Source organism: Kocuria sp. ZOR0020 (assembly GCF_000800955.1).
Taxonomy (GTDB): Bacteria; Actinomycetota; Actinomycetes; order Actinomycetales; family Micrococcaceae; genus Kocuria; species Kocuria subflava.
In genome coordinates this window covers 1-19,957 of record NZ_JROX01000139.1, presented here as the reverse complement: position 1 = coordinate 19,957, position 19,957 = coordinate 1, and the positions used below count along the sequence as shown (strand labels likewise).

General features: G+C 65.3%; 17 protein-coding genes. 6 read left to right on the top strand and 11 right to left on the bottom strand.

Features of this window, described 5'->3' with window-relative positions; genetic code table 11:
- From L979_RS08865 to L979_RS08855, 3 genes are all read right to left on the bottom strand, one after another.
- A partial coding sequence (locus L979_RS08865; RefSeq protein WP_047691765.1) for a Swt1 family HEPN domain-containing protein occupies positions 1-1,356 on the bottom strand: 1,356 nt, incomplete at its 3' end.
- A gap of 10 nt (positions 1,357-1,366) precedes the next feature.
- The gene (locus L979_RS08860) at positions 1,367-4,204 is read right to left on the bottom strand and encodes a DUF1156 domain-containing protein (protein ID WP_047691762.1); all 2,838 of its coding nucleotides are present in this window, start codon (positions 4,202-4,204) and stop codon (positions 1,367-1,369) included.
- A gap of 41 nt (positions 4,205-4,245) precedes the next feature.
- Complete coding sequence (locus tag L979_RS08855) at positions 4,246-4,713, bottom strand: very short patch repair endonuclease (protein WP_231559476.1); 468 nt, start codon at positions 4,711-4,713, stop codon at positions 4,246-4,248.
- A 151-nt stretch (positions 4,714-4,864) separates the two neighbouring features.
- Here L979_RS08855 and L979_RS08850 point away from each other — a divergent pair, with 151 nt between their 5' ends.
- From L979_RS08850 to hchA, 4 genes are read left to right on the top strand one after another with little or no spacing between them, the layout of a single operon-like run.
- Complete coding sequence (locus L979_RS08850) at positions 4,865-6,007, top strand: DNA cytosine methyltransferase (protein ID WP_081994166.1); 1,143 nt, start codon at positions 4,865-4,867, stop codon at positions 6,005-6,007.
- A 39-nt stretch (positions 6,008-6,046) separates the two neighbouring features.
- Positions 6,047-6,589: a hypothetical protein gene (locus tag L979_RS08845; protein ID WP_047691757.1), complete on the top strand. Its 543-nt coding sequence runs from the start codon at positions 6,047-6,049 to the stop codon at positions 6,587-6,589.
- Positions 6,586-7,392: an NAD(P)H-binding protein gene (locus L979_RS08840; RefSeq protein ID WP_047691754.1), complete on the top strand. Its 807-nt coding sequence runs from the start codon at positions 6,586-6,588 to the stop codon at positions 7,390-7,392. Before L979_RS08845 ends, L979_RS08840 begins: the two co-directional genes overlap by 4 nt.
- A 35-nt stretch (positions 7,393-7,427) precedes the next feature.
- On the top strand, positions 7,428-8,285 hold the full coding sequence (gene hchA, locus L979_RS08835) for a glyoxalase III HchA (RefSeq protein WP_047691751.1): 858 nt from the start codon (positions 7,428-7,430) through the stop codon (positions 8,283-8,285).
- Between the two features lie 36 nt (positions 8,286-8,321).
- Here hchA and L979_RS08830 read toward each other — a convergent pair whose 3' ends face one another.
- From L979_RS08830 to L979_RS15885, 7 genes are all read right to left on the bottom strand, one after another.
- Positions 8,322-9,524 (bottom strand): NAD(P)/FAD-dependent oxidoreductase, encoded by a 1,203-nt coding sequence (locus tag L979_RS08830; protein ID WP_197052116.1) that lies wholly within the window; start codon positions 9,522-9,524, stop codon positions 8,322-8,324.
- Positions 9,525-9,608: 84 nt separating this feature from the next.
- Positions 9,609-10,694 carry a hypothetical protein gene (locus tag L979_RS16745; protein ID WP_231559475.1) on the bottom strand — a complete coding sequence of 362 codons (1,086 nt, stop codon included), beginning with the start codon at positions 10,692-10,694 and terminating at the stop codon, positions 9,609-9,611.
- A complete protein-coding gene (locus L979_RS08820) occupies positions 10,691-11,326 on the bottom strand; it encodes a DUF6318 family protein (RefSeq protein ID WP_047691748.1) in 636 nt (211 codons plus the stop codon). The genes L979_RS16745 and L979_RS08820 overlap by 4 nt, the downstream gene beginning before the upstream one ends.
- Before the next feature lie 190 nt (positions 11,327-11,516).
- Complete coding sequence (locus L979_RS08815) at positions 11,517-12,935, bottom strand: NAD(P)/FAD-dependent oxidoreductase (protein WP_047691745.1); 1,419 nt, start codon at positions 12,933-12,935, stop codon at positions 11,517-11,519.
- 118 nt (positions 12,936-13,053) lie between these two features.
- Positions 13,054-13,689: a DUF3618 domain-containing protein gene (locus L979_RS08810; RefSeq protein WP_047691742.1), complete on the bottom strand. Its 636-nt coding sequence runs from the start codon at positions 13,687-13,689 to the stop codon at positions 13,054-13,056.
- Positions 13,686-14,156 carry a phage holin family protein gene (locus L979_RS08805; RefSeq protein ID WP_052209714.1) on the bottom strand — a complete coding sequence of 157 codons (471 nt, stop codon included), beginning with the start codon at positions 14,154-14,156 and terminating at the stop codon, positions 13,686-13,688. The genes L979_RS08810 and L979_RS08805 overlap by 4 nt, the downstream gene beginning before the upstream one ends.
- A complete protein-coding gene (locus L979_RS15885; protein ID WP_156125518.1) occupies positions 14,153-14,779 on the bottom strand; it encodes a hypothetical protein in 627 nt (208 codons plus the stop codon). The genes L979_RS08805 and L979_RS15885 overlap by 4 nt, the downstream gene beginning before the upstream one ends.
- A 938-nt stretch (positions 14,780-15,717) precedes the next feature.
- Here L979_RS15885 and L979_RS08790 point away from each other — a divergent pair.
- On the top strand, positions 15,718-16,101 hold the full coding sequence (locus L979_RS08790; protein ID WP_081994163.1) for an AsnC family transcriptional regulator: 384 nt from the start codon (positions 15,718-15,720) through the stop codon (positions 16,099-16,101).
- 15 nt (positions 16,102-16,116) lie between these two features.
- On the opposite strand, the gene L979_RS08785 is transcribed toward L979_RS08790, so the two are convergent.
- Positions 16,117-18,300 carry a catalase gene (locus tag L979_RS08785; protein ID WP_081994160.1) on the bottom strand — a complete coding sequence of 728 codons (2,184 nt, stop codon included), beginning with the start codon at positions 18,298-18,300 and terminating at the stop codon, positions 16,117-16,119.
- Positions 18,301-18,484: 184 nt separating this feature from the next.
- On the opposite strand from L979_RS08785, the gene L979_RS08780 reads away from it, so the two are divergent.
- Positions 18,485-19,957, top strand: a 1,473-nt coding sequence (locus L979_RS08780; protein ID WP_047691730.1) for a YdiU family protein, incomplete at its 3' end; no start/stop codon positions are given.

The window sequence follows — 19,957 nt, the reverse complement described above, 5'->3', positions numbered from 1 at the left end:
GTGGGCCGTGCGGCCCACCACGTTCTCCAGCCGTTGCAGGGCGGCCAGACCGTGGCGCCCGCCGGTCTCCAGTTCGTTGTACCCCTGTTCCTCACCCTGGTGGGCGTCCGATGCCGGGATGGACACCAGCAGGAGCGCGCCAGGGGTCTGGGAGACGGCTTCCGTGAGTGCCTGGGCGAAGGTGAACTGGGTGTCGAAACTGCCGCCGCTGAGTCCGTCGCGCTCGTGGAGCTGGCGGGCGTAGGCCACCCATTCGTCGATCAGGACCACACACGGTGAATACCGTTCCAGCAGGTCCCGCAGTGCTGATCCGGGGTTGGTGGCGGTGGCGTCCGCACCGGCCACCATGGCGTGGCCCTCGGCGCCGCCGAGTTGCCAGGCCAACTCTCCCCACATGGTCCGGACCTCGGTGCCGTCCGGCTTGACGGTGGGCTGACCGGGCGAGAGTTCGTTTCCGACGACGGCGGCGCGGTTCACGGTCATGGGAGCGTTCCCCGCCCCGGCCTGGGTCAGGATGTCCTGGATGTCGTCCGGCAGTTCCTGTGGATGCACGCCGGAGAACAGGTGCCAGACCGCCAGCATGGAGTGGGTCTTGCCGCCGCCGAAGGTGGTCTGGAGGTTGATCACGGGGTCTCCGTCCCCTGCCCCGGAGACCCGGCCGGCGGCCTGTTGCAGGAGGTCCCGCAGGCCCTCCGTGACGTAGGTGATGCGGAAGAACTTGCGCGGGTCCGTGTACTCGGGTCCCAGGTCGCCGGAGTTCGTTGCCACGGAGTGGAGGTTGGCGGCGAAGTCACTTTCCTTCTGACTGCCGTCCAGTACGTCCTGCCGTGGCCGGAGGACGTGGTGCCAGGGCTCGAGCTCTTCGATGCCGGGGCCCGTGGTGACGTGGCGGGCGTCCGCCCTGGCCTGTTCCTCGTAGACGCGCCGGTTCAGTGCCAGGCGTTCGCTCCTGACGGACCGGGCCGACTCCTGGGCGTCCAGTGCACCCAGGAGTCTTTCGACCGTGTCCAGGGCGCGCAGGGTGTCGTCGCTGCTGAACTGCTCCATGTGTGCCCACTGGTTGCGCAAGCCGGCGGCCTCGTTCAGCAGGTTGGACTCCACACGGGAGAAGGTTCCGTTGAACGGGAAGTGCAGTTCACCGAGACGGTGCGTGGTCACACGGAGCAGGTTGTGGAGGTCGGACGGGTTGTAGGTTTCGTGGGCCCGTCCTTTCGCCTGGTCCAGGGCCTCCAAGATGCTGGTCCAGGACTGACCGTTCGTCAGGTGTGGGGCCAGAACGCGTTCCACCACGGGCTCCAGGGCGAGGGCAAGGTGATCGAGGGCTTGACCCACGCGGTCACGGTTCGTCGGTGCCATGGGGAACCTTTCAGGAGAGGTCAATGGTGGTCTGCTGGTTGGCGGAAGACCGTATGTGGTCGTCGGCGGCCTGGGTGACCTCCGGCCAGGACGTGGCCAAGGCGTTGAACAGCTGCGCGACGGAGGATTCTCTGCGCTTCTCAGCCTGGGCGAACATCAGGAAGGCAAGGTCCTTGACGGACTGACGGTCAACGCGGTCGGAGGCCAGGGCCACGATCTTCCCGGCCTCCCCGATGCCTTCACCCGGACGACCGATTGCCGTGGCAGCCTGGAGGGTGACCTCCCAGAGCGTGACGATGTTGTCCCGATCAGGTCGGTAGTCGGTGGACAGTTCGTCGTGTGCCAGCAGTTTGACCTGACCGGCTCGTGACTCCACGGCACCTGACCTGGCCAGGTGGGACACAGAGGTGTTGAGCGCGGAGGCCAGGGTCTCGGCTGTGCCGTAGGTGGAACGGGCGAATCCGTTCTGCGCGTACCACTTGATGCACCAGCGGGTCTCCGCCTGGAAGTCGTTCTCCTGCTCGTCCAGGACCTCGTCCAACACCGCGTTGATCATCTGCAGTGCCTCACGGACGGTCAGGGAGGCCCCGTCCGCATTCAGTACACGGTCGTACCGCGAGTAGATGGCGATTCCGGGCCCGATGGCGGCCTGGGGGAGGTCCACCGGCGCGATGGTTCCCTTCTGCATCTCGTGAAGGCGGTCAGGAAGTTCTTCCAGAAGCTCCTCGCGGAACGTGCGCTGGTCCACCACTCCGGCGCTGTCCGGGCGAGGCCTGAGCGCCAGCACGATGGAGGAGGCCAATGCGTTGGTGCCCACTGACAACATGCGGCCGGTGCGCTCGGACCGCATGGGCCAGGTCCCTGTGACCTGCCACCGGTTGCGGACCATCCCCTCGAGCAGGGTTTCCCAGCCGGTGGAGGCCGTGCCTCCTGTGGTGGTCTCCGACTGTTTGAAGGCGTAGAACACCGTGATGGGGTAGTCGGGGAGGGCGGATTCGCGGGCACGTGCAAAGACGTTGTTGAAACCGTCCTCGAAGAATTCCTGTGCTCCGTCCTTGCCACCGTGACGGTAAGGATTGGCCACAAGCTCCTCAGCCTTGGGCACCAACATGGTGCCGAACAGATCCGGGTGGACACGGCGCAGAGATCGGCGCAGCCACACGTAGAAGAAATCGGAGAGATCCGAGTACCCGATATTGTCGTAGTACGGCGGATCCGTTGAGATCAGTTTCCCTTGGTAGTCCAGCGAGGCTGCGTCGAGTTGGCGGGAGTGCCCCGGCGTGACTGACTCCTGGGGGAAATTCTCAATGACTCTGTAAACCCATTTCAAATTATTAGCATACCCGCCACTCGACTCTGAGAAAAGATAAACTTCAGAAAAGTCCCAAACCATGGGTACCGCTTGGCGGCCGAAGACGTTGCGCATCTTTTCACCGGGAGAGTTCCAGCTGGAAAGTGAGGAGGAGTAGTCGGTGCATCGACTGACAACGAATGCCAAGTACGTGGCCACGGCGTCGGCGTATGCTTCGGCCTGGTTGCCGCCGTCCGACAGTGGCGTGCCGCGTTCCATGCCGGAAGCCAAGGCACCCTGGAGAGCCCTCTCCCGGGCCTCGCCCACCAGGTCAGAGAACGTGGTCAACGCCGTCAACTGCCTGTTGGTGAACAGATCGGCAAATTGAGTCATGCCGTAGTTTGGAGTCTTGAAATCCCTGGGATTCGTCGGGAGTTCACCGCCGGGAACAGACTTCGGCCGATCCACTTCCGCGGCTTGGGCGTGCTGATCGTTCGGTTCCAGGTAGATCCGTGAGCGTTGACCCTGTGCCACGACTGCCATGAGCTGTTGGCCGATTCGCCCAGCCTTGCCCTCGGCCCGGATGTACTTGAGGTCCACGTGGGTGCCGCAGCCGATGCACTCGGCGCCACGGCGTCCCACGGTGCCGTCGTCGTCCTTGGTGGGTGCGTGTGCGGGGTCATGGCCGATGGTGAACTCCACGCGACCGTCGGTCACGGTGGGGACCACGTACGCCTCCTTGCCCTTCTTCTTGCCCAGCCACCACGAGCTGACCAGCGGCATGCGGATGCCACACGCCGGGTTGGGGCAGGTGACCGTGCGGGCCCACTTCCACGCGATGACGGGGGCGGAGCTTCCGTCGCTCAGCCGGGCAGCCGGGTAGAGGCCACCGATACGCTCACGGGCCTGGTCACGCATCCACTCGCCGTACCTGCGGACGTCCTCCGCCAACCCTTCGGCTCCGCCCCAGGAGGACCTGGACTCGACCTGCGGGTGGATCGGTGCGCGGTTGGCAAACCGGGGTGGGACGTCGATCATGGCGCGGTTGATCAGCACGGCAACCGGGTTGAGGTCGCTGGCGTGCGCCTTCAGACCCAGCCGCTGGGCCTCCAGAGGAATGGAACCGCCACCGGCGAACGGGTCCACGATCGGCGGGGGGTTCCCGCCCGTGGACCTCTGGATCTCCTGCCGAACCTGCTTCCAGAGTTGGGTGTCGTTGAGGTTGTCCCAGTCGGACATGGCCGTCATCAGCCGGTGGAGTCGCGCGCGTTCGGCGTCCACCTTGGCAGCCACCCAGACCTCGACCTCTTCCTCAGAGAGACCGTTCTCCCGGGCCTGGTTGCGGTAGTCGACCTCGAAGGACGACGGATCATCCACCAGCTGCGCGAACAGCACCGCCCGTGCGGTTGCAGTTGGCTTACGGGACCACCAGAGATGAAGCGTGGAGGGGTGGCCGTGCCGGATCGATTTCTCCCGGCCTGACTGCTCGTTGACTGCCTCCAGAGGAATGGAAACTTCGATGAGCTTGCGTTTGGCCGACTGGTCCACTGTGCGCACGGTCCTTTCAAAAGATGACTTCCGAACAATCGTAATGCTCATCACGGAACCTGCTTGTGTGGACCTTCGCCGCGCAACCCACGGACGAGGTCGGAGATCTCCCCTGCTGCCGCGGTCATGTCCTGGTGCTCCCGGACTAGGATGACAGTCCACCCCAGGGCCATCATGTGGCGGTCCGTGTCCCGGTCCCGCGCTCGATTCCCGGACAGCTTTCGCGCCCACCAGTCCGCGTTGTTGCGCGGAGCCGTCGAGTGCTCCGGGCACCCGTGCCAGAAACACCCGTCCACGAACACCACCACCTTCACGCCTTTGAACATGACGTCACAACGGCGTCGTGGCAGTCCGGGCAACACGGCGTTCACCCGGTACCCAAGTCCCAGTGCCCGCAGGGCGCGTCTGAGCTCGAGCTCGGGAACTGTGTCACGACGTCGTTGGCGTGACATGCGTTTCCGCACGCCGGCATCCAACGCCGGGCCCGCAGCGTGTTCGGGTGGTAGTTCTCCGCTCACGGAACCATGGTGTCAAAAGCCGTGACTCGTTGTCCCGCAGGGTGTGTACCGCCCCTGCGCAGTCGGTGACGCCGGCTACCATGAACCCCTGATGCGGCACCAAGGCCGCTGACTTCCACACGGCGATCCATTGAAGGGCGAGGCCGAGGACATGACCGGGGTTGTACGGGTGATCGACCTGTTCACCGGTGCCGGTGGCCTGACCCAGGGCTGGCACCAAGCAGCGGAGGAAATGGGCCTGCCCACATCCACCGTTGCCGCCGTGGAGTTCGACCGTGCCGCAGCCGCCTCCTACCGGGCGAATTTCCACACGGAACAGCAATACGTGGGGCCCGTTGAGTCCTGGTTGGTGGAGCATCCCACACCGTCTGCAGACGTGATCATCGGGGGTCCTCCGTGCCAAGGGTTCTCCGCGTTGGGGCGGCAGGACATCAACGACGAACGCAACTTCCTGTGGCTCAAGTACGCGGAGACCATTGTTGCCGCACGCCCCCGGTACTTCGTGTTGGAGAACGTGGTCCCGTTCCTGACTTCTCCCCAGTTCGCAGCCCTTGAACAGGCCACGGAACCAGGACGGATGCTGGAGAACTACCAGCTGGAGACCTTCACCCTGTCCGCGGCTGACTACGGCGCGCACCAGAACCGCCGGCGGGCCGTCGTGATCGGACGCAGGCGCGGTCTACCGCAGGTAGGAGTGCCCGTGGCATCCCATGACGGACAGTGGCAGACGGTCCGGGACGCGTTCGCCGGAATCCCGGACGAGGTTTCCGGGGTGGAGCTGCCGATTGTCCGTGCTCCTTCTGGTTCGGTGGGGATCCCCGGGCCGTTCCGGTCCCACCAACTCCACCTGGGCCGCAACTACACCGAACTGTCCCTGCGGCGGTTCAGCACCATCCCGGCCGGTGGCAACCGGTTCGACATCCCCGACGAGCTGCTGTCCCCCTGCTGGCGGAAGCACAAGACCGGCACCGGAGACGTGATGGGACGCCTCAAGTGGGACGCACCCTCCGTGACCATCCGGACGGAGTTCTTCAAACCGGAGAAGGGACGCTACCTGCACCCCCGGGCCGACCGCGCCATCACCCATTTCGAGGCCGCCCGGCTGCAAGGCTTCCCCGACGACTTCACGTGGTACGGGTCCAAAGTGGCGATCGCCCGCCAGATCGGGAACGCAGTCCCCGTGCAGCTGGGGCGGGCCGTGGCGCGGTCGGTGTTGGGGGCACTGACCGCCAGTGGTGCTTTGCGGCATGATGCGGCCGGAGATCACGGTGGAGAGTTGGAGTCCGCAGCCTGATGAGCTTGTTATGTCTGAAGGCGGTTCTACGTTTCAGGCATGGACTTTTTGCGTGACATGGGGACGACCGTAGCGGCCTCACTGTGTGTGGCCTTGATCCTGGCATGGATGCGCAGTCTCCGCCATCGAATGGATGACAGCGGGATCGGGGCAGCAATGGAGCGCGCCCAAAGGCGGCTCGAAGAGGTTGACCACCTGGAGGAGTGGGGTGAGTTCAAGTGGGCGGCGGACGAGCGAGTGAGCGCACTCCGGGGGCCCATTCGACGTATGGTGCGGTTCGAACTCAATCGGAACCATCCAGGTTTGTTCGTGTTGATCGTCTTCACCACTGCGGTCTATGTGTTCTCGTTGATCGGTGTGATGGCAGCGTCCAGGGGCTGGATCCCCTGGGGTGTCGAATACGTGTACGTAGCTGGCCTGCTGGGCGTCTTGGCATCCTTCATCATGTTTGTGACATGGATGGTGTGGCGGGGAATCGCAGAGTTCCGGATGCAAAAAGAGGTGAGGAGACGCGTGGACCGTGCGTGGGTCCACCTGCTGTTCCACGCTGACTCTGACACCCGTGACACCCTTGCCCCATGACTCAACACGTGTTGCTGGCTGGTTGCGGGGACGTCGGGATGGCGCTGGGGGAACGGCTCGGCCAACAGGGCTGGGCAGCCTCCGGGATCCGGCGGTCCGTGGACAAGCTCCCCGATAACATCACCCCCATCTCCATGGATCTCACCAATCCGGGGGATCAAGACCTCCCGAAAGCTGACGCCGTCGTCATAACTCTCACGGCCGACGGTCGGGACGTGGAGGACTACCGGCACACCTACCTGGGTGCACTGAAAGGCCTGCACCAAGCCCTGCAGGCCAGCGGCATCCCGCCCCGAGTTGTTCTGGTGTCCAGCACCGGAGTTCTGGGTAACTCGGATGGAACCCTGACCGAGGACGCCGAACCCCACCCCACGCGGGACACCGCCAAAGTCCTCCTGGAAGCCGAACACCTGGCGCAGCAGCTGTTCCCGGGGGTGATCATCGTGCGGCCGGCAGGAATCTATGGGCCGGGGCGGACCTCGCTGATCAATCGGGTCCGTCAGGGCAGCCCCATGGACCACGCACGCATCACCAATCGCATCCACCGCGATGACCTGGTGTCCGTTCTCCATGAGGTGCTGGGAGCGGAACAACCGCCGTCGTTGTTGCACGCCGTGGACACCGAACCCGCACGCATGGGCGACGTTGCCGCCTACATTGCGGGCAAACTCAACGTGCCAGTACCGCCTGACAAGCCCGGGGGCAGCGCAGGCAAGAGATTGGACAGTTCGCGTATGCAGGAATTCGTCAGCGCCCTGCGTTTTCCGACGTACCGTGAAGGCTACGACTCACTGCTGAGCTGAACCGCGCAGCCTCAAACGCCGAAAAAGGAACCGTCATGACCCAGAACCAGGACCGCAAACCCACCGCTGACCAGGCCGAAGACAACGCATTCTTCCCCTCGCCCTACTCACTGTCCCAGTACACCGCCAGCCGCACCGATTTTGACGGCCTGGGTACGGACCGCAAGTACACCGGCGCCCGCTGGAAGGTGCTGGTAGTGGCGACGGACGAGCGCTACATGCTCATGGACAACGGCACGTTCTTCTCCACCGGCAACCACCCCGTGGAGACCCTGCTGCCCCTGCACCACATGGCGGAGGCCGGCTACGGAATCGACGTGGCCACCGTCAGCGGCGGCCCCGGAAAGTTCGAGTGGTGGGCCTTCCCCCACGACGACGACGCCGTCAACGCCACCTGGCAGAACACAGCAGAGAGCTTCAAGGCACCCCAGAAACTGGCAGACGTGGTGTCCAGTGGGCTGGGGGACTACGCGGCAATCTTCATTCCGGGTGGTCACGGTGCCATGAACGGCCTTCCGACCAGCCCGGAATTGCGTGATGCGTTGGAGTTCTTCCTGGACAACGACCGTCTGGTGATCACCCTCTGCCATGGACCCGCGGGGTTGTTGGCTGCCGGTGTTGACCGCGATGCCAACCCGTTTGCCGGGTACAAGATCGTGGCGTTCCCGGATGCCCTGGACTTCGGGCCCAACGTGGAGATCGGGTACCTGCCCGGCAAGATGCCGTGGGCCTTGGGGGAGGCGCTACAGCAGGCGGGCATTGAGGTGACCAACTCGGACATGTCCGGTGCCACCACTCGGGACCGCAACCTGCTGACCGGTGACAGCCCCTTGGCCGCCAACCAGCTGGGCAAGGAATCTGCGGCTGCGCTGTTGGAGGCGTTCGGCGACTGACGCCCTGCCCGCCGGCCCCTGCCGTCCGGAAACGAGTCAGTCGATCGGCCAGGTGCGCCGGTGATCTGCGAGGTCCAGGATGGCCGCACGGTCGTCCACGGGCGGATAGATCCACTCGGTGTTGATCTGCGACTTGAGGGTCTTGGCCTCCTGCCCGGTCATCTGCACCTGACGGCCCCACCCCGTGGTGAACACGGCATCTCCGGGGCCGAGGTCCAAGCACGTCACGTACTGATCCGGGGCGAACTCCACGGGCTCGATCCCCAGGAGATCCGCTGCCACTTTGTACCCGGCGTGCTTGCCGAGCGGCACGGCGTGCTGGCAGGCCTGCATGGCAAGGTGGTCAGGGTCGGCCTGGGCGGCTGCACAGTCACCCGTGGCGTACACGTCCGGGACGCCCACCACCTTCAGGTTCCGGTCCACGGACAGGCGACCCAGCCGGTCCTTTTCGGCGGGGATCTGCTCCGTGAGGGCGCTGGCTTTCATGCCCGCCGTCCAGATGACTGTGGCGGCAGGAATGGCCTCGCCGTCGGTCAGTACGACGCCGTCGGCCGTCACCGATTCCACGGAGGCCGCTTGACGCACCTCCACGCCGTGCCGATCGAGTGCTGCGGCAATGGTGGGTCGCGGGCCCTCGCCCAAGGGTGCCGCCAGCTCTTCGGCACGGTCGACCAGAATCACGCGCATGGGCTGGTCGCCCGCAACACGCTTCAACCGTGACGGGAGTTCCGTGGCCACTTCCAGACCTGTGAACCCTCCTCCGACGACGACGGCCGTGAACTGGCCCGGGTGCCCCTGGAACGTGTCCAGGCGGTTGATGTGGGAGTGCAGACGAGCCGCGGAAGGCATGGTGTCGACGTCGAACAGGTGCTCTGCCCCGGGAATCTGGGGGCGGACCAGGGAGCTGCCGGCAGCCATGACCAGGCGGTCGTAGGGCAGTTCGATGTGGCGTCCCTCCCGATCCAGCGCGGTCACGGTGTGGGCATCGGTGTCGATGCCCGTGACTGTGGCGGCGATCCGATCGACGCCGATCGGTCCCAGGACGCGGTCCAGGGCCACGCGCATGGTCTCCGGGTCGTCTTCGTAGAGACGTGGGCGGATGACCATGTCGTCATTCGGCGCGACGAGCGTGAGGTGTACGGGTTCTCCGGTGCCCTCCGATTCAGCGAGGCGGAAGGCCCCCGCCGCAGTCCACACTCCGGCGAACCCGCCCCCGATGACAACGACTCTGGACATCATGACCCCCAACTACGTTGATACTTGCTGACCTGGCGTTACACCGCCGGTGACACCCTACGCCGCCGACAATCCCGCTGGGGCCGGTCAGCAGCCGGCTCCGGCGGGGTTCTCGTTGCAGTCATCGGCGTAGTTGCGGACTTTCGCCCGCCACACGCTCACGTCCACCGGGGCGCTGTCCACGGTGGAGGTCCCGTCGACGGCGAGCCAGGGCCCGCCGGCCACGGAGTACTCGCCCTCGAAGGTGGTGGATAAGCCGACCTGGACGTCCCCGGTCTCCGCGTAACGGTGGCTGGTGTCCGTCTCGAGGTCCCATTCGTTCTCGTCCAGCGGGTACCCGGTCAACTGCGTGGGGCCCAGGGTGGTTCCGTCGCCGTAGTCCCACGTGTATTCAATCGGGTAGACCCTCACTGTCACGGGGTATCCGGCCAGGGTGGTGGTGAACTCCTGGGCCTCGGCTTCCGCGTAGACGTTGGTGTTGTAGTTGACCAGCGTGTGCGGGGCCGGCTCCACCACCGAGGTCGCAGCAGCGATGTCCAGGCGTTGCAGGTCTTCGACGGTGAACACCGGGATGGGCATGGACCCGGAGTCCGGGAGCTCACCGGCGGGCAGGCACAACGGGCGGGACACCCGCTGGGTGTCGGACTCGTCGGGGCCCTCGGCGAACTCGACGTAGTAGTTCTGTCCGGTGCCGCCGTCGGTCATGGTGCAGGACTCCTCTTCCTGACAGGCCTCCTGGTCCTCCGCATCCGCGCAGGTGTCCACCACGGAGTACTGACCGGAACCGGCATCGGGCAACTTGCCGCGAACCCCGGAGTTCTCCCGGTCCTCATCCATCACGGTGGTCGTGTACTGCACCAGCGAGGACTCGTAGTCCAGAAGGCTCAGCGGTTCCCCGCCGCCCGCCGATTCCGCAGAAGCCACTGCCTCTTCCGCGATTTCGATCTCCATCGACCCGCCGGAAGATCCCGAAGAGCCCGGGGACCCGCCTTGGGAGTCCGAACCCCGCACCACCACGGACCCGCCGTCCGCTTGGGCGCTGGTGACTGGGTTGTTGGAGTAGCTATAGGGGGTGGAGTAGAAACCGTCCTTTTCGTTTGCCGACGCCTGTGGCAGGCCGCAGACAACGACAGCTATCAGGGTGGCTAGTCCGGCTGCGCCCGAGCGTTTCACGATGATCCCAGGGGAGCAGTGGTGACGTAGGTCCACTGGCCTTCCCGATAGTCCAGGTGAACCAGGATGCGATCTTCGCTGCCGTCCTCACCACGGGCTTCTTGGACCACTTGACCCTTGTCGTCCCAGATTGTGATGTCGTCAGCCTCGATGCTGATTTCAGGGGCGTAGAGGCCATACGAGTCAACGGGAAGGTCTTCGCTGAGAATGGTGAATTTCTCGTACCCTTCGGATGCCCAGCCACCTGCCTCGTAATGGGAGTCCAGATTGTCGTAATGCTCCGTGCACGAGTAGCACTCTTCCGCGGTGACCTCGCGGGCCAGCGAGGTGTCCCCGGTCTGTTGCCCATAGGCCCTTGCATCCGAGAGGTAGTCGAGGAACGCCTGGGCGCCTTCCACGGATTCTTCGTCGGCCAGGGCCGGTTTGGTGGGTTTGGGGACGTTCTTGGCGGGCCCCTCGGCTGAGGCGGGGACGTATTCGTCCTTGGCAGGGGCCGATGACGCCGCAGCGGCAGAGGTGGTTGTTTCCGTGGGGGCCGGGTCGCCTCCGTCGTCGTCGTTGTTGCACGCGGTCAGGACCCCCGAGAAAAGGAGGACGGCGGACGCACTCAGCACAGCGAAACGACGGGACACAGCGGGGCCTCCTGGACACGATCAACATGACCCCGGCGCATGTGAGTCAGGTCTCACCAGGGTGAACGTGCCTTGACCCTACGCAACCGGCCGCCCGTCAGGGAACTCTCGCCACCAAACTGTGGAAAAGCGCCACCAAATCACCGTCACGCACTGTCATCACACCCGGAATCATGAACCCCGACGCACGTCACCGCAGGTCCGCGGGGAGCTCCTCCAGCAGTCGCAGCCACAGTTTGGAGGCCGTGGGGAAACTTGGAATGGCGTGCCGGAGCACGTGCACCGGAACGGCGCCCGCGATGGCCACGGTGACCACGTGCAGTTGTTCCGCGGCGTCGGGGCCCACGAACGTGGCGCCCACCAATGTACCGGTCCGTCGATCCACCACGATCTTGGCCGCCCCACGCACGGTGTTCCGGAGCAGAGCAGTCCCGGCCGCCGAACCGTACGGCACCTGGGAGACCGCAACGTCCATGCCTTCCTCGCGTGCCTGCGCCTCGGTGCGCCCCACCGTGGCAGCCTGCGGCTGCGTGAATACGGCTTGCGGAACGGGAACCAGATCCGGCGCAGGGCGATCACCGCGGCCCCCGGCATCGGCGGCCAGCCGGGTTCCCAGAACCCTTGCGTGGTATTTCCCCACGTGAGTGAGGGGAGCGGTACCGCCGGCGTCTCCGACGGCGTGGAGCCAGCCGGGGAGGGTGCCGGACAGGACGTCCTCCGGGGCGAGTCTCACGGCGTCCAGACCGACAGACTCCAGGGCGGGGCGTCGGCCCGTTGCCACCAGGACCTCATCGGCTTCCAGCGCAGAATCGTCGCTCAAGGACAGTGTCACCGGCCCGCCGTGGATCCTCCCCAATCCCGTGGCGGCCGAACCCTGGCGGGATGTCGAGGCCACTTCGGTCACGAACCGCACATCCACACCGCTGTCCCGCAAGGATTCGACAACGGTCCGGCCCGCGAACTCCTCCCACCCGGGCAGGAGGCGGTCGCCGCGGACCACCATGGTGACCTGTGAGCCCAGAGCCGCCATCCACGCGGCGGCCTCACAAGCCACCACACCTCCGCCAACAATCACCACGTGCTCCGGAATCTCCTGTACACCCGTGGCATCACGCGAGGTCCACGGCTCCACACCGTCAAACACGGACGGGATCACCGGGGTGCTGCCGGTGGCCAGGACCACCGCAGGCGCAGCTTCCAGCACCGTGGTCCCTGAAACACCCTCAACCTGGACCATCCGCTCACCGATCAGCTGCCCGTGGCCCCGCACCACGGACACCCCGGCGCGCTCCGCCCAGGTGAGTTGACCGGCGTCGTCGTAATGGGAAACCCAGGAATCCCGGCGGACGAGCAGGCCGGGAACGTCCACGGAGGGGTCCGAGATCCCGGGCAGGTTTGCAGCGGTGTCTGCGACCGCAATGAGCCGGAGCAACGCCTTGCTGGGAATGCAGGCGTGGTAGGAACACTCGCCGCCCAGCAGCTCGTGCTCCACCAGGGTTGCGGACAGCCCACCTTCCACGGCGTACTGCGCCACGTTCTCACCCACGGGGCCGGCGCCGATCACGACGACGTCGGTGCGGATCCGCTGGTCCTGGGGTGGGGTGCTCATGCCCTTGACGCCACGCCTGCTGTCAACGACGGGCACCTGACCCCTGAACGACGACGGTGGCCCCGTTGCTGCCTGAGCAACGGGGCCACCTCTGCCGGGGTTTCGGTCTGTCAGGGCGTCAGTTGTTCTGTGCCTCGTTCTTGACCGACTTGGCGGAGTCCTGGGCCGAATCCTTCAGGTTCCCGGCTTCCTGCTGCCCGTGGGACTTGACGTCCTGGGCGCCGGATCGGGCGGTTTCCTTGACGGACTGGGCGGCCTCCTGCGCGGGCTGCTTCATGTCCTGCGCGATGTCCTGAGCCGCGCCCTTGACGGACTGAGCCGCCTGCTGGGCGTGAGGCTGTACGCGATCCGCGGCCTGGCCCACCAGCTTCTGCTCCTTGGAACTGGAGGGCAGCAAGGAGCCCACGAGCAGACCGGCACCCAGGGCGATGAGGCCCGCGGCAAGCGGGTTGCCCTGGGTCTTGGCCTTGGCTGCACCGGGTGCGTTGCCAACCGCCTGGCGTGCCTGGTCGGCCTTCTCACCCGCGGAATCCCGCAGGTTGCCCAACGAGTCCTCCGTGGAGGCGCGGGCGTCGTCGGCTGAGCCCATGACGCGCTCGCGGGCGTTCTGGAACTTGCCGCGCACCTTGCCCTTCTGGCGCGCCACCACGTTCTCGGGCTTGACCTTCTCGGTCACGGCGTCAACGTCGGCGCCCAATCGCAACCGCGTGGCTTCGATCTCGGCACGGATCTCTTCGGGGGTCTGCTGGCTCATGGGGTCTCCTTCGACGGATTCACGGTGTCAGGGATTTCGGTGACGGTCTGACGTGTTTGCGGCATGGGGTCGCTGGTGGCCTGCTGCAACGTCTTCTGGCCGCGGTCCAGGTTCTTCTTGCCGAGCATGGCCAGGACCCCGGCGATCACGCCCCAGAGGACGGCGACGATCAGCGCCGCCAACGCGAGGTTCATGACGTTGCCGAGCGCCCACATGATCGTGAGGGACAGGAACAGGAGGACGAAGTGGCCGGCAACTCCGGCCCCGCCCAGCATCCCCGCACCCTTGCCCATGACCTTTGCTGAGTCCTTGGTCTTGTTGGCCGTTTGCGTGACCTCGGCCTTGGCCAGGGCGATTTCCTGGTGTATCAAGGTGGTGAGGTTGGTGCTCAGAGAATTGAACATGTCTCCCAGGGATTCACGCTCCGCGCGGACCTGGGTCTCTGACGGGGGCACTGGGTGGCTCATCGGGCCTGTCCCTCCTGTCCCGTGGTGTCGGACTCCGCGGTGCCGAAGAACTCCTTGGCGCCCTGGGCGTCGGTGGGAACCTCGTCGCTGTCCTTGGCACCACGGGTGGCGCGCCCGGCAAGCAGGCCGATGCCGGCAGCCAACGCCAGGAACGTGCCGGGGCGGCGAGAGGCGAAATGGCGGACATCACCCAGAAGTTCCTGGGGGTCCTTGTTCTCCAGGGCCGACGCGAAAGAGTCGGCGTACCCGGAAAGGCCGCCGAGGGCGCCACCCACGTAATTCGACTGGGGCTGCTCACCGCGGGAGATGGCACCGATTTCGTCACTGATGGACCGGGCGGTGGACGCTGCCCGCTCCTGCTGGGGACCCACGTAGCCCTGCACGTCGCCCTTCAGCTGACCGAAGAGATCCTGGGCCTGGTTGACGGCCTCGTCCTTGACGTTGCCTGCCTTGTCCTTGGCCGTTTCGGCAACGCGCTCACCGGATCCGGCGGCCTGGTTCTTGAGTTGGTTGGCCTCGTTCTTGCTCTTCTGGGCCACAACATCCTTGGTGTTCGACTCATCGTTCACGCGAGTTGCTCCGGTGTCTTGGGGCGTGGGACGAGCATTGGGATGGTTGCTCACGGTGGGTCCTTTCTGAGACGCAAGTGACGACAGTAAGCATACATATGATCGTTCTTGGCCAGCAGGGATGCCCGTGATCAGTTGCCGAGAAATCTCCCGTGACAACCCCTCCTGGCGCCGTACGCCCAGCTCAGGGCCCGTTGGGAGGGGTTGGTCGCGTCGTGGTGGCGGCTGCATCCCTGAGAGTAGAACTGCCCCGCGGGACACCGCGATGCTCGTGAGCGGAATCGCCACCAGGCTCACCGCCAGGGCCTGCCACATCCCGAGGTGCGGCGCCAGGAGTACGAAACTCACCAGGTAAACCACCGTGGCCGGAATGGAGGTCAACGTCCCGCGAGTCATCTCGACGGTGGTGGCCGGGCCTTCCGCGTGATGAACGGCCGGGCACATGACCACCAGGATCGTGGGGAGGGAAGCCACCGCGCCCGCCAGGACGGTGCCCAGCAGGGGTTGCAGGGATGAAACAGTCACAACGGTCACGCAAGCCACGCCCATACGCACCGGAAGGTCCCACCGCCAGCGCCGCGAGCCTCGACCTGAATGCACCCAGGCGCGGTCCGGAGCGGGCGTAGGCGATGCAGAAGAGCGCGCAGGTCAGTTGCCCCGTGATGGCCCCGGTGGCTGTGACCACTGCTGCGTCCACGCCCAGCATCAAGTACATGGTCAGCGTGAACGGTAGGGCTGTGGTGGGGAGCCCTATGAAGAAGCCTCCCGCGCGCGGGCCCAGACGGCGGGCAATCAGGGTTGCAGCCAAGATCATCAGCGGAGCTAGTGCCACTTTGGCGAAGAGCAGGTCCATGGCCCGAACGGTACGCAACAGCGACTTGATGTATCAGCGGAAAATCATTAGAGAATCGCTCTCCGCAGAGATAATCACTCCAGATGGTCAATGAGGGAGAGGAATCATCAGTCATGGCTTTGGACGGGATTGATCGCGCATCATCAGCGAACTGTCACGGAACGGACGGGCCTCCTATCAGCCGCTGTCTCATGCGGTCGGCTTGGCCCCCAACACCGTGGCCGAACGCATGAGACGCCACCGGGAAGGCGGCGTGATCACGGATAGCACCGTCGTCATCGACGAGCGCGCCCTGGGGCTGGAACTCGGTGTGCTCAGCGACATCAAGCTGCACGAAGCCGTCTCCCGAGTCGATTTCGCCGAGTCCCTCACCAAGGTGCCCCAGGTCGTCGGTGCCCTGCGGCTCACGGGGGAGTACGACTACCAGCTGCACATCGTCTGCTCGGGCGCCTCCGTGAACTCCCGCCTGATTCTGCGGGAGGTCCCGGTGGACAAGGCGAAGCTGCTGGACATCGTGCCCTGACCCGGGCACTCCCGGTCAGCGCGCCCAGACCCTGTGGCGGGACAGCGCCGAGCGCAGCACCGACAGTGCTTCCGTGGTCCCGGAGAGTTGAGCAGTGCCCTCGTACTCCTGGTCCAGCCCGACGGCGACGGCGGAGTCCAGCGCCGAATCCAGCACGGCAATCGCTTTGCCCTGTCGGTGCAGTTCCCCGAACATCACGGCGACGGCGGGCTCGGGCTCAGCCGGCAGGTCCACCACCACGGCGGCGTCGAACTCGATGGACCGGGCGGTGAAGTAGGTCCGTGCAACCGCCACTGAGCCGTCACCGTCACCCATCGGCTCTCCCGTGGGGGCCACCACCAACGGCACCATGCCGGCGTCGAAAATCTGCTCCACCAACTCAGCAACCGCTGACGCATCGGACTCCCCGCACGTGAGCACAGCGATCTGCCGACCATCCAGCGGCCATTCGCGCCCCACCTGGGACAGTGCGGGGCTGGTGGCAACCGGTTCCAACTGCTGGGGTTCGGGTGCGGGCAAACCCAGCTTGGCGGCCACGGACTCAGCCAACCCTTGATCCACATTGCTCAGCACGTTCACCCCACGTTGGCGGATCACGGGTTCGTAGCACTTGGCCAGTTCGAATGCGTAGGCGTTGGCCGTGTGTTCCTGCTCCACAGGAGCCAAGCTGCGGTAGAAGAGTCGCGCCTGGGAAAAGTGGTCCTCAAAGCTGGCCGGTTTCTGTCGGGTCGCCTTTCCCTGGATCTCAACTGGTACGTCAATCAGTGCGCCGTCCTGCGCGCCGGCAAAGAACGGGCACCCGCCGTCCAAAGAATTCGGCTTGTACGGGGCAACGCCCGTGTGCACGGCCGTCTGGTGCATGCCGTCCCGCAGCATGTCATTGACGGGGGCGTGCGGGCGGTTGATGGGCAGTTGAGCAAAGTTTGGTCCACCCAGTCGGCTGATCTGGGTGTCCAGGTAGGAGAACAACCTGCCTTGCAACAGGGGGTCGGCTGTGACATCGATGCCCGGGGCCAGGTGACCGGGGTGGAAGGCCACCTGCTCCGTTTCAGCAAAGTAGTTGGTGGGATTGGCGTTCAAGGTCATGGTGCCGATGATCTGGACCGGGGCCAGCTCCTCCGGGACGATCTTGGTGGGGTCCAAGAGGTCAATGCCTTCAAACATCTGGTCTTCCGTGTCCGGGAAGACCTGCACACCAAGGTCCCACTGCGGATACGCGCCGGACTCGATGGCGTCAGCCAAGTCGCGGCGGTGAAAGTCAGGGTCCATGCCATTGGTGATTTGGGCTTCCTCCCACACCATGGAGTGCACGCCCAGGCGTGGCTTCCAATGAAACTTGACCAATGTGGTTTCGCCGTCGTGGTTGCTCATGCGGAAGGTGTGGACACCAAAGCCCTCCATCATGCGGTAGGAACGGGGGATACCCCGGTCGGACATGTTCCACATGGTGTGCGCGGTGGCCTCCGTGTGAAGCGTGACAAAGTCCCAGAAGGTGTCATGCGCGCTCTGGGCCTGCGGGATTTCCCGGTCCGGGTGTGGTTTGCCGGCGTGGACGATGTCCGGGAACTTGATGGCGTCCTGGATGAAGAACACGGGGATGTTGTTGCCCACCAGATCCCAGGTGCCTTCATCGGTGTAGAACTTCACCGCGAATCCACGGGTGTCACGCACGGCGTCTGCAGAACCGCGGGACCCCAGGACGGTTGAGAACCGGACAAAAACATCCGTCTCTTTTCCATCTTGGAACACTGCGGCCCGGCAGATGGAGGTTGCGGCTCCATTGGCGCGGAACACGCCGTGAGCTGCGGCGCCGCGGGCGTGCACCACCCGCTCGGGGATGCGTTCGTGGTCAAAATGGGTGATCTTCTCCCGAAGGTGATGGTCTTGCAGAAGCACAGGCCCGCGCTCCCCGGCGCGCAGAGAATGATCCGTTGTGGCCAAGCGGGCGCCCTGGGCCGTGGTCAGGTGCGTGGAGCGTTGCGCGCGGGAGGAGGGTTCAGCTTGGGTGGGGTTGCCGGTGGCTGAGCGCATGGCAGGTGCCGCCTGGTCAGCAGCTGGGGGCAGCGGTGACCTGGGTTGTGTGGATTCGGTCAACTGTGGTTCTTCAGGTGCCGGGGCGCCGGGCAGTGATTGTCCGGAGGGGCTGGCATTGCGCGGGGTTGGCTGGCCGTTCTGCTGTGGCTCGGAGTGCTCGGTCACGGTGTTCCTCCTGGTGGGTTTTCGTGTCGTGCCCTTGGCATCTTCACGAAATAAATCGTCAGTATGCTGACGTTTCCCAAGGTACGCCCTGAACGGGGCTGCCGCAGCGTTGTTGCACAGTCAATGTGTGCGGGTCTGCTTTTCAGTTACCGTCAAAGCTCCGCCGTCGAGAGGCGACCACGTCATGACATCACCTGCACCCACCCACGCGACTTCCTCTGCCCTTGCAGCATCCACGCGCCTGGAACACACCTATGCCACCCAGGTCCCCCAGCTTTCGGTGCGCTGGTCAGCGGACCCGGCCACCGCGGCGTCGTGGGTGGTGGTCAACGACTCCCTGGCCCAGCAGCTGGGCATTGACCCCGCCTTCCTGCGCTCGCCGGAAGGTGTGGACTTCCTCCACGGCCAGTTCCCGGCCGAGCCCCACTCCAACGACGACGACGCCCCGCCCACCTACGCCCAGGCCTACGCCGGTCACCAGTTCGGGCAGTTTGTTCCGCAGCTGGGGGATGGCCGGGCCCTGCTGCTGGGTGAGGTGGTGGATGTTGACGGAAACCGCCGCGATCTCCATCTGAAGGGCTCCGGGCGCACACCGTTCTCCCGCGGTGGGGACGGCAAAGCGCCACTGGGGCCCATGCTGCGTGAGTATCTGATCGGGGAGGCCATGCATGCACTGGGCATCCCGTCCACGCGTGCGCTGGCCGTGGTGGAAACCGGTCAGCAGGTGCAGCGTCAGCAGCCGGGCCCGCAACCTGGTGCCGTGCTGACCCGCGTTGCCGCAAGTCACCTGCGGGTGGGGACCTTTCAGTTTGCCGCCGTGCACCGGTCGGTGGAGGTCAAGCGAGCTCTGGCGGACCACGCCATTGCACGGCACTGGCCGGAGGCTGCTGACGCGGAGAACCCTTATCTGGAACTGCTGCGATGCGTGACCCACGCCCAGGCGCCGTTGATCGCCCGGTGGATGCTGGTGGGCTTCATCCACGGGGTCATGAACACGGACAACATGACCATCTCCGGGGAGTCGATCGACTATGGCCCCTGCGCCTTTGTGGACCGGTTCTCCCGCGGAGCCGTGTTCAGCTCGATCGACCGCGGCGGCCGCTACGCCTACCGCAACCAGCCCGCCATCGGCCTGTGGAACCTCTCCCGCTTTGCCGAAACCCTGATCGACCTGATCGACGACGACCCCAACGTTGCCGTCGAGTGCGCCACCGCCGTTCTGCACGAATACGAACCTGCTTACGACGCCGCACTGGCCAGCGGTTTTGCCGCCAAGCTGGGAGTGGATCTGGGCTCGGCACCGGACCCTGAGGCGCTCACGCAGTTCCGGGCATTCGTGGAAACCACCTTTGACCTGATGGAGGTCACCGGTCAGGACTTCACCCTGTTCTTCCGGGCTGTGGCAGAGGACCGACTGGATGAACGAGTGGAGCCGGAAGCCCTCACGGATTGGATGGCTGAGGGGGACCGCCTGGTGCGGGAGTGGGCACCCGGTGGCATTGCAGACGGTGAGCTGGCCCGGCGCAGCAACCCGGTCTACATCCCGCGCAACCACCACCTGGATCGGGCCCTGAACAAGGCTGAGCAGGGCGACATGTCTGATTTCCACCGACTCCTTGCCGCCGTTCAGGACCCGTATGGTCGGCGTGACGAGTTC

What these genes read in the sequence shown, in the direction of transcription:
- L979_RS08850 (WP_081994166.1), top strand. Translation starts at nt 4,865, where the DNA reads ATGACCGGGGTTGTACGGGTGATCGACCTGTTCACCGGTGCCGGTGGC.
- L979_RS08845 (WP_047691757.1), top strand. Translation starts at nt 6,047, where the DNA reads ATGGACTTTTTGCGTGACATGGGGACGACCGTAGCGGCCTCACTGTGT.
- L979_RS08840 (WP_047691754.1), top strand. Translation starts at nt 6,586, where the DNA reads ATGACTCAACACGTGTTGCTGGCTGGTTGCGGGGACGTCGGGATGGCG.
- hchA (WP_047691751.1), top strand. Translation starts at nt 7,428, where the DNA reads ATGACCCAGAACCAGGACCGCAAACCCACCGCTGACCAGGCCGAAGAC.
- L979_RS08830 (WP_197052116.1), bottom strand. Translation starts at nt 9,524, where the DNA reads ATGATGTCCAGAGTCGTTGTCATCGGGGGCGGGTTCGCCGGAGTGTGG.
- L979_RS08815 (WP_047691745.1), bottom strand. Translation starts at nt 12,935, where the DNA reads ATGAGCACCCCACCCCAGGACCAGCGGATCCGCACCGACGTCGTCGTG.
- L979_RS08810 (WP_047691742.1), bottom strand. Translation starts at nt 13,689, where the DNA reads ATGAGCCAGCAGACCCCCGAAGAGATCCGTGCCGAGATCGAAGCCACG.
- L979_RS08805 (WP_052209714.1), bottom strand. Translation starts at nt 14,156, where the DNA reads ATGAGCCACCCAGTGCCCCCGTCAGAGACCCAGGTCCGCGCGGAGCGT.